Here is a 17,114-nt window from a genome sequence, read left to right as displayed (position 1 = left end):
ATGATGATGCCGGACCGATGCGGACCGCCTGGTTCCAGCGTTCCGGCGTTCCGGCGTTCCAGCGCTCGGCCTACCAGCGTTCCAGCGTTCTCTATATGCCCCGGGAGTCACGCTTTTGTCTGCACCTGTACCCGCGCCGCTCCCACCCGCGTCATCCCGGCCCGGCCCGCACGAGTCCGCCCTCGCCCTGGTCGGCGCGGGGCCCCGCGGCACCAGCGTGCTCGAGCGGCTCTGCGCGTCGGCGGCCGAACTCCTCGCGCCGGGGACACGTCTGACGGTGCACGTCGTCGATCCCTCCCCGCCGGGCGCGGGCCGCGTCTGGCGCACGGCACAGCCCGCCGAGCTCCTGATGAACACCGTCGCGTCCCAGGTGACCCTCTTCACGGACGAGAGCGTCGACTGCTCGGGGCCGATACGGCCGGGGCCGAGCCTGTACGAATGGGCGGCTGCAGGACACGCGCCGGGGCTCGGGCCCGACGACTATCCGACCCGCGCCTGCTACGGCCGCTACCTGGAGTGGGTCTTCGCCGAAACGGTGCGCGGCGCGCCCGGCTCGATCCGTGTCCGGGTGCACGCGGCGCGCGCGGTGCGCCTGACCGGGGCGGCCGACGGGGCGCAGACCCTCGTACTGGACGACGGCCTGGAACTGTCCGGCCTCGCGGCGGTCGTGCTCGTGCAGGGCCACCTGCCGACGGCGGCCACCCCGGAGCAGCGGCGCCTGACGGACCACGCGGCGCGGCACGGCCTGCGCCACTTCCCGCCCGCCAACCCCGCCGACCTGGACCTGTCCGCCGTCGCCCCCGGCGAGCGGGTGCTGCTGCGCGGGCTCGGTCTCAACTTCTTCGACCACATGGCGCTGTTCACCGAGGGCCGCGGCGGCCGGTACGTGCGAACGCCCGGCGGCGCGCTGCGGTACCGGCCGTCGGGCCGTGAGCCGCGGCTGTACGCGGGCTCGCGGCGCGGCGTCCCGTACCAGGCGCGCGGCGACAACGCGAAGGGCCCGTACGGGCGGCACGAGCCCGCCGTCCTGACCGGTGACGTCGTGGCCCGCTTCCGCAAGCGCGCGGAGAGCGGGGACGCCCCCGACTTCCTCGACGAGATATGGCCGTTGATCGCGAAGGAGGTGGAGACGGTCTATTACGCGGCGCTGCTGGCGGGCCGGGGCGGTGGCCCGGCGCGGGTGAGCGACTTCCGGGGACGGTTTCTCGCCACCGGCCACGGGAGCCCTCAAGAGGCGCGCGTGCTGGGCGAGTTCGGCATCGCGGACGCCGACCGCTGGTCCTGGGACCGGCTCTCCCGGCCGCACCCGCCACGCCCCTTCACCTCCGCGCGCGCCCACCGCGCGTGGCTCCTGGAGCGGCTGCGCGAGGACGCCGCGCAGGCCGCGCTCGGCAATGTCGCAGGTCCGCTGAAGGCCGCGCTCGACGTGCTCCGCGACCTGCGCAACGAGCTCCGCGGCATCGTCGACCACGGCGGCCTCTCCGGCGCCTCGCGCCGCGACCACCTCGACCGCTGGTACACGCCGCTCAACGCCTTCCTGTCCATCGGTCCGCCGCGCCGCCGCATCGAGGAGATGGCGGCACTGATCGAGGCGGGGGTCCTGGAGGTGCTCGGTCCGCGCCTGACCGTGCGGCCCGAGAGCGGTGTCTTCCTCGCCCACTCCCCCGACGTGCCGGACTCCGCCGTCCGTGTCACCACGCTGATCGAGGCCCGGCTGCCCGAGCCGGACCTGCGCCGCACCGGTGACGCGCTGCTCGGTGAGCTCCTGGCGAGCGGCGGGTGCCGGCCCCACGTGGTCGACGGCTACGAAACCGGAGGGCTGGACGTGACGCCGCGGCCCTACCGCCTGATCGACCGTCAAGGCCGCGTCCAGGCGCGGAGGTTCGCGTTCGGGGTGCCCACCGAGGGGGTCCACTGGGTGACCGCTGCCGGTGCCAGGCCCGGCGTCGACTCGGTCACCCTGTCGGACGCGGACGCGGTGGCGCGGGCCGCACTCCGCATGGCCGCCGGGGCCGGTGAGCCGCTTCCCGGACCCCGGGTAGAGCCGAAGCGGAATCTCCGACTGACCGAATGTTGAACTTGCAAGCACTAATTAGGTGCGCCTAATCTTGGGCCTCCGCTCGGTTACCGTCCCCCGACCGAAGGAGTCCCCCACCATGACTGGACGTCTCAACAGCGCCCAGCCCTACGCCCTCGGCCTGTTCCGCATAGTGATCGGCCTGCTCTTCGCCTGCCACGGCGCCGCCTCCCTCTTCGGCGTCCTCGGCGGCGCGGCGGGCGGCGGCACGATCGACGCCGGCACCTGGCCCGGCTGGTACGCGGCCGTCATCCAGCTCGTCGGCGGCGGCCTGGTCCTGCTGGGCCTCGGCACCCGCGCCGCCGCGTTCGTCTCGTCCGGTTCGATGGCCTACGCCTACTTCAAGGTCCACCAGCCGGAGGCGCTGTGGCCCATGGAGAACGGCGGCGAGGCCGCGGCGATCTTCTGCTGGGCGATGCTGCTGCTCGTCTTCACCGGGTCCGGCGCGTTCGGCCTCGACCGGTTCTTCGCCTCGCGGGCCGCGAGCGGGGCCGGCGGGGAGGACGCAGACTCGAAGCGGGCGCCGGTCGCGGCGTGAGCTGAGCCGGCGTACGGAGCGGCGCCCTCTTCCTCGCGCATCCCGGTATTCGGGTCTTCCGGTCTCCCGGTATTCCGGTACGAGGAAGGGGGCGCCGTTTTCCGTCTACGCCCGGTCGGCCTTCGCGTGCGCCCGGGGCTCGAACGGCACCGTGAAGCACGCGGCCCGGTCACCGGCGCCGCCGGGCTCGTGGTGCAGGACCACGGAGGCGGCCTCACCGGGCCGGAATCCCCAGCCGTGGACCGCGCCCGCCGATCCGGAGCCGTCCGCTCCGGCGGTGAAGTCCAGCCACACCTCGTTCTCCGGGTTGAGGTAGGCCGGGTTCGTCGACGGCTGCACCGGGTCGACGCGGTGCTGGTAGTGGCCGCCCGAGGCCGCCGGGTCCGCGCCGCACGGCTTCCGGTGCACATGCACGCCGTACGCGTGCCCCGGCTTCATGCCCCTGACCCGCAGGGTGACGGCCGTGCCGCCCTCGACGCGGCGCTGCACGACCTGGATCCACGACGCCGCGGGGACGAGTCTCTGGTCGTACGTCACCGCGGGCGAGGGGATGAAGGCCGTGGGCGGCGCGAACCGCGCCTCGACCCGCACGGAAGGGGTCCCCGCAACCGCACCACTCGCACCCAGCACACCCATCACACCCGCCACACCCACCGCAGCCATGCCCCCGACACCGACCCTGACCAGCACCCCTGGCACCACCATCGCCCGCTCCGTCCCTGATGTCGCCCGCGTCCCGCTCGGGCGCTGACTCGTTCGTACGGGACTTCGGTGCCGTACGCCGCATCGGGGGAGGCAGCCGGGTGAACGTGATGTAGGGAACATCTAAACCCCCAGTGGATCTCTCGCCCTTCGCGCGGCGTACGCTGTACAGCTGTCACCAGGCCGCCCCTGCCGTTCCCCGAGACACAGCGGCAACGCGCTGCCAACCGGGGAGTAACGGGGAGTTACGGTGCTTGAGAGTGTGGGGGCCTTGACCGGCAGTCCGTGGATCTACGCGGTCGTCGCCCTGTCCGTCCTGTTCGACGTGTTCGTTCCTGTGCTGCCGAGCGGCGTCCTCGTCATCATGTCGGCCACGGCGGCCGCGGCGGCGGGGACCGGTGCGGGGCAGGTGCCCCACGGCGTCCCCGACATCCTGATGCTCACCCTCTGCGCGGCGACGGCCTCCGTGCTCGGCGACATGGTCGCCTTCCGCCTGGCCTGGCGCGGCGGCGAACGCCTCGACCGCGCCATCGCCCGCTCCCGGCGCCTGACCACCGCGCAGGAACGACTCGGCACCGCGCTCGCGCGGGGCGGCGGCATCCTCGTCGTCATCGCGCGCTTCGCACCGGCGGGCCGCTCGATCGTCTCCCTCGGCGCGGGCGCGGCCCACCGCAGACTGCGCGAGTTCCTGCCCTGGTCCGCCCTGGCCGGCCTGGCCTGGGCCGGCTACAGCGTCGCCCTCGGCTACTTCGGCGGCCAATGGCTCGGCGCGACGTGGCTAGCCACAGGCGTCTCACTCCTCGCCCTGTTCGCAGCAGGCGCAGGAGCAGCATTCCTGGTCCGCCGCCCAACCCCGACCCCAACAAAGGCCTAGCCAACGGCCCGACCCGGCACGGCCCGCCGGGGGCCCCGGGCCACCCCTGCGCCCACCCCGGGCCCCGACCGGTGGCATCCCTGGCACGCCCCCCGGGAAGGGCCGCAGCGAACACACAGAGCACCACGCGGGCCGACACGGGCCCCGGGAGGGCCACCTGCGCTCCCGCCCCGCCTGGCCGACGGCGCACGCCGCCGGGAACCGAACCGGCAAAGGCGTAGGCAACCGCCCGGCCCCGGCATGGCCCCTGGCCGCCGGAACGGCCGCGCTCTACCCCTGCACCCACCCCGACCTGCCGCCGGCGTCGTTTTCGGGTACGCCGCCGGGGACTACCGGACACAGCGAGGGCGCGGTACGCCGCCGGGGACCGGACGCCCGTAGGCCCGAGACACGCGGCCCCGCCCACACTCCCACCCCCCTTGGTGCACCCCGAAGACCGGCCACGTTCCTAGGAAGCCGCCCAGGGCCGGAGGCCGAAGGCGCCGTATGGGACCACGCTCCCGCACCTGCCCCCCGACCGACTGGCGGCGTCCCGGTACGCCACCCAGGACCGGACGCCACGAAGGCGCAGGGAAACCGAGCGGCCACGGCCCCACACGGACCCCAGCCCTCTCCCCCCTCGCCCCGGCCGGCCGAGCGCGCGCCCCGCCCAGCCGTGACAGCACCGGGCCCAAGGATCCGCCGAGTGCAGGCTCACCGGCAGACCGGCTGCGCTCCGGGGGGGGGCGGCTCCGGCGGTCCTAGCCGTCTCGCGCGCTCCTCGCGCATGCGCGCGTCGCCACGAAGCGGGCGCCACCCGGGTCGGCGGCGGCATCCGGGCACCCCAACGCCAACGACAACCCTCTGCCTCGTCCGCTCTGCGGGGGGGGAGGGGAAGCCTGCCGCGAGGCAGGTCACCGCTGGGGCTAGGACGCGCGTGCCCCGCGCACTTCCAGGTCCGCCAGCAGTTCCGCCGTCGCCTCCGCCACCGCGTTCACCGCGCGGTCGAACACCTCGCGGTTGTGGGCGGCCGGGGTGCGGAAGCCGGAGACCTTGCGTACGTACTGAAGCGCGGCGGCCCGGATCTCCTCCTCGGTGGCGTCCTCGGGGATGGCGGGCGGGCGGAGCGTCTTGATGCTTCGGCACATGCCTCCAGCTTGCCACCGCCGGGCCGCCACCGGGCCGCCGCCGGGCCAACGTCGGGCCGTCGCCGAGCCCCACCCAGTCACTACCGATGCCGCGTCGAATCGGAACGGAGCGCACGGATCACTCGCACACTGAATTCGAACAGGAGTACCATTACGGCGTGCCTGTCACCCCACCCCATGACTTCCCGAGCGACCTCCTCGCCGGCCAGGAGGAACTGCACCAGGTCCGCTCCACGCTCCTGGCGCTGCTCAAACGCCTGCCCTGGTCCGTCGAGCCCCTCGACGGCTTCAGCGACACGGGCGGCTGGCGGAAAGTGGAGCGCCCCGCTTCGCCCGGCTGGACCCCCGATGAACAGGCCGAGGTCGAGAAACTGCGCACGCGGGAAAGAGAGTTGGCGGTCTTCGTGACCTGCCACCGGTACTGGGAACAGGTCACAGGACCGGACGTCGTCGCCGCGCGGGCCCGCCTCAAGCACGCCCACGAGACGCCGGACGAGTCCGCGCCGTAAAGCCATTGACACGCGCTGAGAGCGGGCGTTGACTCCCTACCAGCCGCGCACAAGAGCCCCCTTCGAGCCACGGAGGTGCAGCCATGAACGTCTTGATAGTCGTCGCGATCCTGGCCCTCTTCGGCCTGGGCTTCGACCAACCTCTGCTGTGGCTGGCCGCAGCGGCACTCGCCTTCTACCTGGTGCGCTTCTACGAGGGCGGTTCGGCCGGCAAGAAGAGCGGTTCCGGGAGCGGCGGTAGCGGCATGGGCGCCGGAGGGGGAGGCGGCGCAGGTGGCGGCGGCTACCCCAAGACGTACCGCGACTACCGCATCCGCAAGGAACGCCAGGAGCGCTGGGACCGCCGATACCGCAGGACGCACCCCGGATCCGGCCGCTGAAATCCCCGCCGGGACGGCCGAAGAGCAGCGCCACGCGCAGGCCCCCCGCCGACATCGGCGAGGGGCCTGCGCGCAACCGGAGCGGGAGCGTCAGTGACGCGGACCCTGCTTCCGGTCCCGCCAGTCCTGACCCTTCGCGTCGCCGCGCTCACCCTTGGCGCGCTCGAACTCGATCTGCTCCTTGCGCACGGAGTCGGAGACCTCCTGCGTCTCCGTGACCTTCTCGGTCTCCAGGCGCACGCGCTCGACCGGCACCGACTCCTTGCGGACGACGGGCTTCTCGGCGTGCAGGGTCACCTCGGTCTCGGCCTCGCCGATGTTGGAGCGGGTCTCCTCGCCCTCACGGATGGGCTCGCGGACCACGCGTACCTCCTCGTGGGAGATGGGCACGGACGTCTTCACGTCCTCGGTGACGACCACCTTGCGCAGGCGGGCCCGCCCGACCACTTCCTCTTCCTTCCCCACCCGCAGCCGCTCCTCGGAGCGCACCATGTCCTCGGCCTTGCCGGTGTCGGCCGCACCGGCCCGCGTCGCGAACTCGCGCGAGCCACCCGCACCCGCGCCGGCCATACCGGCACCCGCTCCGGCACCCGCCATGCCCGTCCCGGAGGTGGTGCGCGTCTGGTTGCCGCCCGCCATGCCACGCGCGGTCGCGTCGGGCCTGGCGAGCCCGTAGTGGGCGTAGAGCTCGTGCTCCTCACCCGGCTCTATGTGCTGGTCGGCGTCGATGCGGGGAGCGTCCTTGACGGCCTCCTTCGTCGTCGCCACGTGCAGCTTGTCCTCCTGACGGCGGGCGCCGGCCAGCGGGACGAAGCTCTGCTTCATACCGAACAGGCCGGTCTTGACGGTGATCCACTCGGGGCGGCCGCTGCGGTCGTCGAGGTAGACCTGCTCGACACTGCCGATCTTCTCGCCGGTCCGGTCGTAGGCCGTCAGGCCCGCAAGCCCGTCGGGGTTGGTGAAGGCCTCGCCCTGCGTCATGGGTGATCACTCCCTTGCAGCGCGCGACAGGCGAAAATCGACTTTCGCCTCGGAGGACGCACGCCTCCCCTCCATCGCGCTCTGCGCGGCGCCGCACCGCAACCAGGAAAGTCACGCACCGTACCCGGACTGCCCGGAAAAGGCCGTGCAGAGGCACGCCTGCAGCCATCGGACGGATCTGGCCGACCCCCCACCGGTTAGCCCATTCGGGTTACCCCTCGTCCCGCGGACCCGGCGCACGAAGAAGCCCCCCGGCCGATCACGGCCGGGGGGCCACGAGCAGGACGACACCTGCTTCTTCACCCGGTGGGCGCGGACGGTTTCGAACCGCCGACATCCTCCTTGTAAGGGAGGCGCTCTACCCCTGAGCTACGCGCCCGGGACGAGTGGACAGCCTACCTTGCCGCAGGCAGTGCCCCGCAAACCCCTTCTTGTCACCGGGCGGCCGGGGGTTAACCCCACCCTGATCCGGTGGCCGGCGGGATCCTCCCGGCCCGGGCGGCTCCGTAGAGTCTGACCCGACAGCACAAGATCACTTCAGCCGCACAAGAGCACTTCAGCAGTACGAGAGCACTTCAGGGGGAGCCCGTCATGACCGTCCGCACCCGTCGTCGTCCGCGCACGGCCCGCGCACTCGCCGCCGTCGGCGGGACCGCGGCCGTCGTCCTGCTCGTCGGCGCGTGCGGGGCCGACGCCGACGACGACACCGAACCGGAGCACCGGACGTTCGCCCTGCCGGGCAGGACGCTGACCGTCGAGTCCAGCGACTCCACCCTCGAACTGGTTCCCGCCGCCGGCGACGCCAAGGGCGTGCAGGTGACCCGGTGGTTCGACGGAGAGACCGTGCTCGGCGGCGACCCCAAGGTGACGTGGAAGATGGAGGGCAACCGGCTCACGCTCGACATGGAGTGCTCCGGAGTCATCGCCAACTGCTCGGCCAGGCACCGGGTCGAGGTGCCCCGCGGGGTCGCGGTGACCGTCGAGAACAAGGACGGCACGGTCACGGCGAGCGGGTTCAAGGACGCGCTGAAGGTGCGTACGAAGGACGGATCGGTCACCGTCAAGAACACCGGCGCCGCGCTCGACCTGCGCAGCTCCGACGGCTCCATCACCGTCGACGGCGCGAAGGGGCCGCTCGATCTGCACAGCTCCGACGGCTCCGTCACCGCGCGCCGCATCACGTCGCGGCAGGTGGCCGTCGACTCCAAGGACGGTTCCGTACGGCTGGAACTGGCCGCCGTGCCCGACCGCGTGGAGGCCCGGAGCAAGGACGGCTCCGTCGACATAGCGGTGCCCGGCAGGGAGAGCGGGAAGAAGGTCGCGTACGACGTGCGGACCGATGTCTCCGACGGCTCCGTCGACGTGGCGGTGCCGCGCGACGACAACAGCCGCCACCGGCTGTCCGTCCGCAGTGCCGACGGCAAAGTCACCGTGCGCAGCGCGAACTAACCGGCCCGTGTATTCGTCCTTAACCGGTGGGAGAATGTGACACCGGGGCAGGGCGGATGACAGCACGGGAGAGGGATAGTGACGGCGACACCTTCGCAGCCGTACACACCGGACAGAACCGAGGCCGAGAGCACCACAGCAGCGAAAGCGACAGCCACAGCCACAGCCACAGCCACAGGAGACGCGGCGGGCACGGTGCGCGCTCAGTGCGGGAGCGCGCGTCGCGGCGGTCCCCTCCGTGACGCCCTCCACGCCCTCGCCCTCGTCACCGCCGTCACCCTCTCCCTGCCGCTGCTCGCCGCCGCCGCACCGGCCGCGTTCGCGGGCGGCGGCACCCGCCGTTGGTTCGGCGGCCGCGGCGAGAGCCTGCGCGCCGAGGCGCAGGCCGCGAAGGACGCCGCTGCCGCCGCCTTCTACGAACTGGACACCGCCCAGCGCGATCTGCGCATCTCGATAGAGACGATCGTGGCCGTGGACTCCTCGCCCGCGGCCCAGCGCGCCGTCTCGGACTTCGAGGCGCTCGGGCGGCGCATCGACGAGGTGAGCCACCAGTACATCAGCGCGGTGGACGCCCACGACCTCGACCGGGACGACCTGGAGTCCTCGGTCGCGGCCCGCGCCAGGACCGAACTCGCCGCGGCCAAGACCGAGCTGGACAAGGCCAAGCAGGACCTCGACCGCTTCCAGCAGGGCCTCGGACCGCTGCTCGACAAGGCGGAGACCCAGCTGGCACGGCTCGCCCCCGCGGTGGAGCGGGCCCGCCAGACGCTGCTCGCCGCGAGCAACGCGCTTGACGCCGTGCGGACCGCGGGCCTCAAGGCCGACGATCTCGCCGCCCGGCTCGCCGCACTCGGCCCCGAGCTGACCAAGCTCAACCAGGGCGCGGGCCGGCACGGCGTGCCGGAGACGCTGCAGCGTGCCGACCGCGTCCTTCGCGACGCGGAGGCCGTGCGCGCCGAGGCCGAGCGGCTGCCCGAGCGCGCCGCCGAGATCGACCGGCGGCTCGTGTCGCTGCGCACCCGCGCGCAGGCGCTGACCACGCGCAGCGGCCAGGTCGACCCCGTCCTCAGCGAGCTGCGGCGCAGGTTCTCCGCCGCCTGCTGGCAGGACTTGCAGCACGTCCCCGACCAGGCCGCGGAGCACGTGCGCCAGGCCGAGGCCAAGCTGGCGGAGGCGCGCCAGGCCCGTGAGGAGCAGCGCTGGCCGGACGCCACCGCGCGGCTCTCCACGGTCCGCGCGCTGCTGAACTCCACGGACGAGGCGGTCTCGGCGGCCGGTGACCGCCTCCAGCGGCTGAACGCGGTGTCGAAGGACCCGCAGCAGGAGATCGACCGCACCCGCTTCGCGATCCGGGACGCGCAGCGCCTGGCGATGGCGGGCCGCCAGACCCCCGAGCCGCGCCACGCCCGCCCGCTGGACGACTCCGTGGCCCGCCTGGACCGCGCGGTGGCCTCCCTGGAGGGCCGCCACCCCGACTACTGGCACTTCCTGACCGAGACCGAGGCGGTCCGCACCACCGTGGCGCGCGTGGTCGCGCAGATCCGGGAGGAGCGGGGGCAGGGGGCCTGAGAGCCTGTCTCATCACCCCGGCCGGGGTACGGCTTGAACCCCTGTGCGAATGTGGGGAGATGCGTGACTTCCCCACGGGTGACTTCCCCACGGATCTCCGGGCGCGGCGCCTCGTCGCCATCGTGCGCGGCACCGATCCCGATGCCTCCTTCCGTACGGTCATGACGCTCGTGGAGTCCGGCGTTCCACTGGTCGAGGTCTCCCTCAGCGGCGCCGACGCCCTGGGTGTGCTGCGCCGGGCGCGGGCCGAGCTCGGCGCGGACGCCTGGCTCGGCGCGGGCACGGTCCGCACGGCCGACGACGCGCGCCGGGCCGCCGAGGCGGGTGCCAACCTCATCGTCACGCCCGGGCTCGGCGCGGGCGTCGACGAGGCGGTGCGCCTCGGGCTTCCGGTGCTCGGCGGTGTCCTCACGCCCACCGAGGTCATCGCGGCCGAAGCGGCGGGCGTGACGGCGCTGAAGGTCTTCCCGGCGTCGGCGATGGGCGGCCCCACGTATCTCAAGGCGCTGCGGGCCCCCTTCCCCGATGCGGCCTTCGTGCCGGTCGGCGGGGTGGACGCGGTGGCCGCCGAGGCGTATCTGGCGTTCGGCGCGGTGGCGGTGGGCGTCGGCTCACCGCTGATCGGCGACGCGGCGGACGGCGGCGACCTGGGCGCGCTGCGCGCCCGGGCCGCGGAGTTCGTGGAGGCGACGGGGGCGGTGCCCCGATGAGCACACCACCGATACCGCCCCCGCCCCCGGGCCCGATTCCCTCCTCGCCCCCGACTTCGCCCCCGGCCTCGACCTCGACCCCGGCTCCGCCCTCGCCCCCGAGCCCAACACCGCCCTCGTCCCCGCCCCCGAGCCCGGCTCCGCCCTCGCCCTCGACGTCGCCCCCAGCCCCCTGCGACGTCCTCACCCTCGGCGAGGCCATGGTTGCCCTGCGCGGGAGCGGGCCCCTCAAGCTGGGGGGCTCGATGGACGTGTCGGTCGCGGGTGCCGAGAGCAATGTCGCCATCGGACTGTCCCGGCTCGGTCACACCGTCCGCTGGGCGGGCGCGGTCGGCGACGACGAGGCCGGTGAGCTGGTCCTGCGCACGCTGCGCGCGGAGGGCGTCGACGTCACCGCCGCCACGCGCGACCCGCAAGCCCCGACGGGCCTGGTCCTGTTCGAGCCGCGGCTGCCGGATGTGACCCGCGTGCACTACTACCGGGCGGGGTCGGCGGGTTCACGGCTCGCCCCGGACGCGGTCGAGGCGGCCTTCGCCACCGCCCGGCCCCCGCGCGTCCTGCACCTGACGGGCATCACGCCGGCGCTCGGCCCGTCGGCGGCCGAGGCGTGCCGGCGCGCCCTGCGCCTCGCCCGCGAGCACGGCACACAGGTCTGCCTGGACGTGAACTTCCGCTCCCGCCTGTGGAGTCCGGAGCAGGCGGCGACGGAGCTGCGCGAGTGGCTCCCGTACGTCGACGTCCTCATCGCCTCCGACGACGAACTGCCGCTGTGCCTGCCGTCGGGCACCACGGAGAAGGGCCTCGTCGACCGGGGCGTGCGCGAGGTCGTGGTCAAACTCGGCGCGGACGGCGCCACGGTGCACACCGCCGAGGGCGAACTCCACTCCCCCGCCCGCGAGGTGCGGGCCGTGGACGCGGTGGGCGCGGGCGACGCGTTCGTCGCCGGCTACCTGTCGGCCCTGCTCGACGGCGCGGACGTGCGGGACCGCCTGGCCCGCGCGGTCACGACGGGCGCGTTCGCGGTGGCGACCCCCGGCGACTGGGAGGGCGCACCGACACGGGCAGAGCTGGGCCTGCTGGGGGCGGGCGGGGGAACGGTGGTCCGCTAGCCCCCGGCGGGGACCCCGGGAAAGCGCCCGCCAGGGCAGCTTCCAGGGACGCGGGGAACTGCGCGCCCAGCCACATCCGGCCCGCAGACAAACCCGCACCCCCGCCGCCCCAGGGGCGGGGAACTGCGCGCCCAGCCCCCACCGGCCCGCAGGCAAACCCGCACCTCGCCGACCCAGGGGCCCCTCAGCCGCAACAACCCCCACCACAGCAACCACCGCCACCGCCCGCGCCCCCGCGAGCCGCAGGCGCCGACGCGGCGGCCGAGCCCCCGACAGCCACAGTAGAAAGCAACTTCACCGTGTCCTCGTGCCCGCCGGGGCACACCGCCGGGTCGCCCGACTCGGCCATGGGACGGCTCAGCTCGAAGGTCTCACCACAGGACCGGCACCGGTATTCGTATCGAGGCATGACCCCAGGCTAGCGGGACCCCACCGACCCCAGGAACGCCCTGGCGATCTCTTCCCCCGCCGCGACCCCGCGCTCGGCGAGCACCGTGAGGCCCGGCGCGACGAACCCCGTGTCGGCGAGCTCCCCGTGGCCGGGCCGCCAGGAGCGGTCCGCCGCGAGCAGCAGGTCGGCGTCGAGCAGCGAGTCCCCCGCCGCGAGGACCTCCGTCGCGCCGGCCCGCCGCGCGACCTCCCGTACCGCCGCGCTCTTGGTGAGCGGCTTCGGCACGGCGTAGAGCTTGCGGCCCTGCAGCGAGACGGTCCACCCGCGCTCCTCGGCCCAGACGGCGAGCTCCTTCACCCACTCCCCCGGCAGCAGCGCGCGCTCGACGACGAGGTACGCGAAGAGGTCCTCGGCGACGCGCTCCTTGAGCAGCCACGCCGGATCGGCGGTCCGCACCAGGTGGGCGCGGACCTCGTCGAGCGTGGCGCACTCGGCGGCGAGGCGGCGGGCGACCACCGCCTGCCAGTCGGGGTCGGAGACGCCGTCGACGAGCAGGTGCCCGCCGTTGGCGCAGATCGCGAACTTCGGTGCGGGGCCCGGCAGATGGATGCGCCCGTACTGTGCGCGGGTCCGGGTCGTGGTCGGCACGAAGACGGCGGTGCGGCCCAGCTCGTCGAGGAGTCCGGCGGCGGTCTCGGTGACGTACGACAGCGGCTTGCCCTCGTACACCTCGACGCAGAGCAGGCGCGGCGCCTCGGCGTCGGGCATGGCAAGGCCGAGGGCGGCGGTGGAGTAGATGAGGGTGCGGTCGAGGTCGCTGGCGATCACCATCGTGCTCACTTGCCGGTCACCGCCCTGCCGTCCGCGCCCGTCGCGCCGCGCGTGTACTTGGGGTGGATCAACCCGACGCAGGTGTACGGGAGTTCGTCGACCTCCTCGACGGGCACGCCCCTCTGCTCGGCGAGCAGGCGTACGTGGTCGAGGTCCGCCCCGGCGCCCGCGCGGGCCAGGATCTTCCAGGGGACGCGGCGCAGGAGGACGCGGGTCGTCTCGCCGACGCCCGGCTTGACGAGGTTCACGTCGTGGATGCCGTACTCCTCGCTGATGCGCTCGACGGCGGCCCAGCCTTCCCAGGTCGGCGCGCGGTCGGCGGAGAGAGCCTCCTTGACCTGCGCGTCCACCGCGTCGTCGACCTCCGCGAAACGGCCCGCGACCGCGTCGATGAACTCGCCGGACACATCCGCCTCCGCGAGCTCGCGGTAGAACTTCGCGCCGTGGAAGTCGTCGGGGCCGACCAGGTCGGCGCGGAGCACGGTGCGGGAAATCAGCCCGGACACCGTGGAGTTGAGGCAGGCGGAGGGGATGAGGAAGTCCTCGCGGGTGCCGTAGGTGCGGACGCACGAGCCGGGGTCGGCGAGCACGGCGATCTCCGGATCGAAGCCCGCGGGACCCCCCGAGGCCTCGAACTCCCTTACCGCATCCGCGAGTTCGCGGGTGATCGCCCCCTTGCCTGTCCAGCCGTCGACGAAGACGACGTCGGCCGGGTCGTGGTGGGCGGCGAGCCAGCGCAGCGCGTTGGCGTCGATGCCGCGGCCGCGGACGATCGACACGGCGTAGTGCGGCAGGTCGAGGCCGTGCCGGTGGGCGGCCCAGCGGCGCATCAGGACGCCGACGGGGGTGCCCGCGCGGGCCAGGGAGACCAGGACCGGACGCGGGGACCTCTCCGCGAGCACGGTCTCGGTGACGGTGCCGACGGCCTGCGCGATGCGGGCTGCGGACGTGTCGAGCGCGGCGCGGAACAGCTCCTGGTAGCGCTCGCTCGGCTGGTACTCGACGGGCAGCGACTCGGCGTAGTGCGCGCCACCGCTCTGTATCGCCTCCTCGCGCTCCTCCGTGGGGGCTTCGAGCGTCACGTCCGAGAGGTCCTGGAGCAGCCAGCCGACGTCTTCGGGGGCGTACGAGGAGAAGGCGGGGCCGCGAAGGGGCTCGGGAAGCATGCGGGACCTTTCAGGGACACGCTCGGGTACGTAGGAGGGGACGACGGCCAGCAGGACGTGCCCGGTGTGTGCGGAGAGCTGCGCCAACAGGCCGTCCGGGGCGTGCAGTTGCGGAGTGTCCGCGACCGAGTCCACGACCGCGACGACCGCGTCGAAACCGCCGCCCGCGACGTTGTACGCGTACCGCGTGCCGGGTCCGTCGGCGGGGTCGTCGTGCGCGGGGAAGGCGAGGCGGGTGCGTATCGCATAGCCGGGATCGTCCACAGCGAGCACGGGCGACCGAGTCGTGGTCGAAAACCGCACCTCGACACCGGCCCGCACTTCGACCCCGGCCCGCCCCTCTCCCCCGACCCTGCGCTCCAGCTCCACGCCCAGCGCGAGCGGGGCGTACATCAGTTCCTCGAAGCCGAGGACGAGCACGCGGCGCGCCCCGGCCGGCAGGGCCTTCTCGATCTCGGCCGCCATGGCGGGCAGCGCCGCGTCCAGGGCGGCCCGGTGCGCGGGCGTGAAGCCGTGCCGTCCGCCGTCGGGGACACCCGCGGGCCAGCCGAGCTCGACGCGCGTGACGGGGCCGTGTCCCCCACCGGGCGGCGGGACGGGACGCGTCTCGTACTCGGCGACCAGCGCCTGCCCCTTCTCCAGGACGCCGTCGGGCAGCCGCACCGTGCCGGACGCCGTGGCGACGAGGTCGACGCGGGCGCCGATCTCGCGGGCGAAGTCGGCGAGCCGCCCCCGGTCCGCGGGCGAGCGCATGTCGACGAGCGCCACTATCACGTACCGCTCGCGAGGGAAGCGCTCGTGCAGGGCGCGGATGGTGTTGAGGACGGTGTTGCCGGTGGAGAACTCGTCGTCGACGAGGACCAGTGGTCCTTCGCCGGCCAGCAGCCGCGGATCCTCGGGCAGCAGCAGGTGCGAGCTGGCGTGCGAGTGGGACTCCTCGAAACCGCCCGCGCGCTCGACACCGTCGACGGGGCGCCGGGTGGAGTGCAGGTAGGGCGCGAGGGCGATGCCGTCGGCGACCGCGTGGCCGAGGCCCGTCGCGGTCTCCGCGTAGCCGAGGACGACGGCGCGCCGGGCCTCGTCGTCGCCGAGGAGCTCCCGCACACGGACGCCGAGGTCGTGCCCGGCCGCGTACACCACCGAGGGGCGCTGGGGGACGTGCTTGCCGAGGACGTTCGACACCAGGAGGTGCGCCCGCTTGGGGTTGCGGCGCAGGGCGAGGCCGAGCAGGCCGCGCAGCGACGCGTCGCCGTCGAGCCCGACCCCGAGCCGCTCGGCGACCCAGGTCCCCGACCACTCCGTCGTCTCCGGCACCGCGTCTTCAGTCACGTACGTCATGTCCCTTACGTTCATCGGCCGGGGAACCGGCACGTTCGTCGGCCGGAAATCCGGCGTCTTCGTCGGCCGGGAAGCCCGGCGGTCCGGCCGGGGAGTCCGGCCGGTCAAGCGGGAAGCCCCGCGGTGAGCAGCTCCACGAAGCCGATGTCCGCCTTGGCCACGCCGAAGACCTCGGCGCGCCGCAGGGTCCGCTCGGCCCAGGCGCGGTGCGGCTTCACCTCGTTCATCTTGTTCGTGTACGAGGAGCGCAGCACCCCGCCGCCGCCCCGCTCGGGGCGGAGGATGTCCTCGGCGTCGCTGAACTCCTCGTGGCTGACCACGGAGAGCGCGTGCACGGGCAGCACGTGCGAGGGGTGGATGCAGGTCTTGCCGAGCAGGCCGTTGGCGCGGTCGAGCTCGATCTCCCGGAGCAGCCCGTCCATGTCGTGCTCGATGAGGGCCTGGCGCAGTTCCTCGGCCCGGCTCTCCAGGAAGGGGCTGCGGCGCAGCTGCGGCTTGAACATCCGCTCCTGGACGCGGAAGTACTCCCACACGGGCCCGGTCACGGTGAAGCCCGTGCCGTCGGCCCTGCCGAGGACGTTGACCACGTCGGCGATGACGGAGGCGACGATCTGCACGTCGTACGCGGTCATGTCCGGCGGTCTGCGCAGTCCGTACGCCGAGCAGAAGTCGGTGACGCCGAGGCGCAGCGCGAGGACCCGGTCGCGGTACTTGTCGACGGTGCGGGCGATTCCGGCGAGGGTCTCGGCGCGGCTCTCCAGATGCAGCAGCTCGGGCGACTCCAGGACGGGCATGGCGAAGAGCCGCCGGCCCCCGCCCGTGGGCCCCGTCGGCAGCTCCGCCTCCGCGGCCGCCACCGCCTCCAGGAACGGAACGCCCCGCTCCTCGGTGAACTTGGGCAGTACGAATCCGGACAACAGCCGGACGCTCGTCCCGAGCCTGCGGACGAGGTCGGTTATCTGCCCGGCGGCGCGGACCCGGATGAAGAGCAGCGGCGGCTCCGCGTCCCGCTCCGCCAGGTCGGCGAACTGCCTGACCAGGTTCTCCTCGGCGTCGGCGACCTCGGAGTCGTCGATGGAGTCCTCCAGGCACACGACCATGGAGATCACGCCGCGCCCGGCCTGCTTCATGATGTCGTCCGCGAGGCGGGGGCGGGTGGCCGGGCTGTAGAGCGTGGCGCCCAAGGCGGGCGCGAGCAGGTGGGGCGGGGAGTCCGCGGTGAAGGCACACGGCTCCCGGTGGAAGAGGCGCTGACGCACCTCTGGGGCGATGTGCCCGAAATGACGCATGTGATTCCCCTGCTATCGCCTGTTTCATCGACGTGGGCCGTTTGGATGTGGCCGGTAATAGTACGTAGAGACGG

General features: G+C 73.5%; 16 protein-coding genes and 1 tRNA gene. 9 read left to right on the top strand and 8 right to left on the bottom strand.

Going from position 1 to position 17,114, the window contains the following annotated elements:
• The first annotated feature begins 115 nt into the window (after positions 1-115).
• Positions 116-2,077, top strand: a complete 1,962-nt coding sequence (locus ACZ7LU_RS32585) for an FAD/NAD(P)-binding protein (protein WP_471918763.1) — start codon at positions 116-118, stop codon at positions 2,075-2,077.
• Between the two features lie 79 nt (positions 2,078-2,156).
• Positions 2,157-2,615, top strand: coding sequence for a DoxX family protein (locus ACZ7LU_RS32580; protein ID WP_468556270.1), 459 nt, complete (start codon positions 2,157-2,159; stop codon positions 2,613-2,615).
• Between the two features lie 105 nt (positions 2,616-2,720).
• Here the strand turns inward: ACZ7LU_RS32580 and ACZ7LU_RS32575 are convergent, their stop codons facing one another.
• Positions 2,721-3,320: a superoxide dismutase family protein gene (locus ACZ7LU_RS32575; RefSeq protein WP_471144951.1), complete on the bottom strand. Its 600-nt coding sequence runs from the start codon at positions 3,318-3,320 to the stop codon at positions 2,721-2,723.
• Between the two features lie 247 nt (positions 3,321-3,567).
• On the opposite strand from ACZ7LU_RS32575, the gene ACZ7LU_RS32570 reads away from it, so the two are divergent.
• On the top strand, positions 3,568-4,191 hold the full coding sequence (locus ACZ7LU_RS32570; protein WP_398297291.1) for a DedA family protein: 624 nt from the start codon (positions 3,568-3,570) through the stop codon (positions 4,189-4,191).
• Positions 4,192-5,096: 905 nt separating this feature from the next.
• Here ACZ7LU_RS32570 and ACZ7LU_RS32565 read toward each other — a convergent pair.
• Positions 5,097-5,318, bottom strand: coding sequence for a DUF2277 domain-containing protein (locus ACZ7LU_RS32565; RefSeq protein WP_471918762.1), 222 nt, complete (start codon positions 5,316-5,318; stop codon positions 5,097-5,099).
• Positions 5,319-5,476: 158 nt separating this feature from the next.
• Between ACZ7LU_RS32565 and ACZ7LU_RS32560 the strand changes: the two genes are divergently transcribed.
• Positions 5,477-5,827: a hypothetical protein gene (locus ACZ7LU_RS32560; RefSeq protein ID WP_398297295.1), complete on the top strand. Its 351-nt coding sequence runs from the start codon at positions 5,477-5,479 to the stop codon at positions 5,825-5,827.
• A gap of 83 nt (positions 5,828-5,910) precedes the next feature.
• Positions 5,911-6,207, top strand: coding sequence for a hypothetical protein (locus ACZ7LU_RS32555; RefSeq protein WP_398297298.1), 297 nt, complete (start codon positions 5,911-5,913; stop codon positions 6,205-6,207).
• 90 nt (positions 6,208-6,297) lie between these two features.
• Here the strand turns inward: ACZ7LU_RS32555 and ACZ7LU_RS32550 are convergent, their stop codons facing one another.
• Both ACZ7LU_RS32550 and ACZ7LU_RS32545 read right to left on the bottom strand, forming a co-directional pair.
• Positions 6,298-7,188 (bottom strand): DUF2382 domain-containing protein, encoded by an 891-nt coding sequence (locus ACZ7LU_RS32550; RefSeq protein ID WP_398297300.1) that lies wholly within the window; start codon positions 7,186-7,188, stop codon positions 6,298-6,300.
• Between the two features lie 307 nt (positions 7,189-7,495).
• Positions 7,496-7,567 (bottom strand) — tRNA-Val (locus ACZ7LU_RS32545).
• Positions 7,568-7,779: 212 nt separating this feature from the next.
• Between ACZ7LU_RS32545 and ACZ7LU_RS32540 the strand changes: the two genes are divergently transcribed.
• From ACZ7LU_RS32540 to ACZ7LU_RS32525, 4 genes are all read left to right on the top strand, one after another.
• Positions 7,780-8,637 (top strand): DUF4097 family beta strand repeat-containing protein, encoded by an 858-nt coding sequence (locus tag ACZ7LU_RS32540; RefSeq protein WP_471918761.1) that lies wholly within the window; start codon positions 7,780-7,782, stop codon positions 8,635-8,637.
• Positions 8,638-8,715: 78 nt separating this feature from the next.
• The gene (locus ACZ7LU_RS32535; RefSeq protein WP_471918760.1) at positions 8,716-10,206 is read left to right on the top strand and encodes a hypothetical protein; all 1,491 of its coding nucleotides are present in this window, start codon (positions 8,716-8,718) and stop codon (positions 10,204-10,206) included.
• 59 nt (positions 10,207-10,265) lie between these two features.
• Positions 10,266-10,916 (top strand): bifunctional 4-hydroxy-2-oxoglutarate aldolase/2-dehydro-3-deoxy-phosphogluconate aldolase, encoded by a 651-nt coding sequence (locus ACZ7LU_RS32530; protein WP_398297306.1) that lies wholly within the window; start codon positions 10,266-10,268, stop codon positions 10,914-10,916.
• A gap of 200 nt (positions 10,917-11,116) precedes the next feature.
• A complete protein-coding gene (locus ACZ7LU_RS32525; RefSeq protein ID WP_471918759.1) occupies positions 11,117-12,025 on the top strand; it encodes a sugar kinase in 909 nt (302 codons plus the stop codon).
• A 184-nt stretch (positions 12,026-12,209) separates the two neighbouring features.
• Here ACZ7LU_RS32525 and ACZ7LU_RS32520 read toward each other — a convergent pair whose 3' ends face one another.
• From ACZ7LU_RS32520 to ACZ7LU_RS32505, 4 genes are all read right to left on the bottom strand, one after another.
• A complete protein-coding gene (locus tag ACZ7LU_RS32520; RefSeq protein ID WP_471918758.1) occupies positions 12,210-12,434 on the bottom strand; it encodes an FmdB family zinc ribbon protein in 225 nt (74 codons plus the stop codon).
• Positions 12,435-12,443: 9 nt separating this feature from the next.
• A complete protein-coding gene (locus ACZ7LU_RS32515; RefSeq protein ID WP_471918850.1) occupies positions 12,444-13,247 on the bottom strand; it encodes an HAD family hydrolase in 804 nt (267 codons plus the stop codon).
• A gap of 5 nt (positions 13,248-13,252) precedes the next feature.
• Positions 13,253-15,751: a phosphoribosyltransferase gene (locus ACZ7LU_RS32510; protein ID WP_471918757.1), complete on the bottom strand. Its 2,499-nt coding sequence runs from the start codon at positions 15,749-15,751 to the stop codon at positions 13,253-13,255.
• 104 nt (positions 15,752-15,855) lie between these two features.
• Positions 15,856-17,040, bottom strand: a complete 1,185-nt coding sequence (locus ACZ7LU_RS32505; RefSeq protein ID WP_468303878.1) for an HpcH/HpaI aldolase/citrate lyase family protein — start codon at positions 17,038-17,040, stop codon at positions 15,856-15,858.
• Between the last annotated feature and the right edge of the window lie 74 nt (positions 17,041-17,114).

This window comes from Streptomyces sp. NPDC039462, from assembly GCF_055639375.1.
This window is presented reverse-complemented; position numbering and strand designations above follow the sequence as displayed.

Coding starts and splice junctions, on each gene's coding strand:
- ACZ7LU_RS32530 (WP_398297306.1), top strand. CDS start 10,266: ATGCGTGACTTCCCCACGGGTGACTTCCCCACGGATCTCCGGGCGCGG.
- ACZ7LU_RS32555 (WP_398297298.1), top strand. CDS start 5,911: ATGAACGTCTTGATAGTCGTCGCGATCCTGGCCCTCTTCGGCCTGGGC.
- ACZ7LU_RS32520 (WP_471918758.1), bottom strand. CDS start 12,434: ATGCCTCGATACGAATACCGGTGCCGGTCCTGTGGTGAGACCTTCGAG.
- ACZ7LU_RS32540 (WP_471918761.1), top strand. CDS start 7,780: ATGACCGTCCGCACCCGTCGTCGTCCGCGCACGGCCCGCGCACTCGCC.
- ACZ7LU_RS32525 (WP_471918759.1), top strand. CDS start 11,117: ATGGTTGCCCTGCGCGGGAGCGGGCCCCTCAAGCTGGGGGGCTCGATG.
- ACZ7LU_RS32510 (WP_471918757.1), bottom strand. CDS start 15,751: ATGACGTACGTGACTGAAGACGCGGTGCCGGAGACGACGGAGTGGTCG.
- ACZ7LU_RS32515 (WP_471918850.1), bottom strand. CDS start 13,247: ATGGTGATCGCCAGCGACCTCGACCGCACCCTCATCTACTCCACCGCC.
- ACZ7LU_RS32575 (WP_471144951.1), bottom strand. CDS start 3,320: ATGGTGGTGCCAGGGGTGCTGGTCAGGGTCGGTGTCGGGGGCATGGCT.
- ACZ7LU_RS32550 (WP_398297300.1), bottom strand. CDS start 7,188: ATGACGCAGGGCGAGGCCTTCACCAACCCCGACGGGCTTGCGGGCCTG.
- ACZ7LU_RS32505 (WP_468303878.1), bottom strand. CDS start 17,040: ATGCGTCATTTCGGGCACATCGCCCCAGAGGTGCGTCAGCGCCTCTTC.
- ACZ7LU_RS32580 (WP_468556270.1), top strand. CDS start 2,157: ATGACTGGACGTCTCAACAGCGCCCAGCCCTACGCCCTCGGCCTGTTC.
- ACZ7LU_RS32565 (WP_471918762.1), bottom strand. CDS start 5,318: ATGTGCCGAAGCATCAAGACGCTCCGCCCGCCCGCCATCCCCGAGGAC.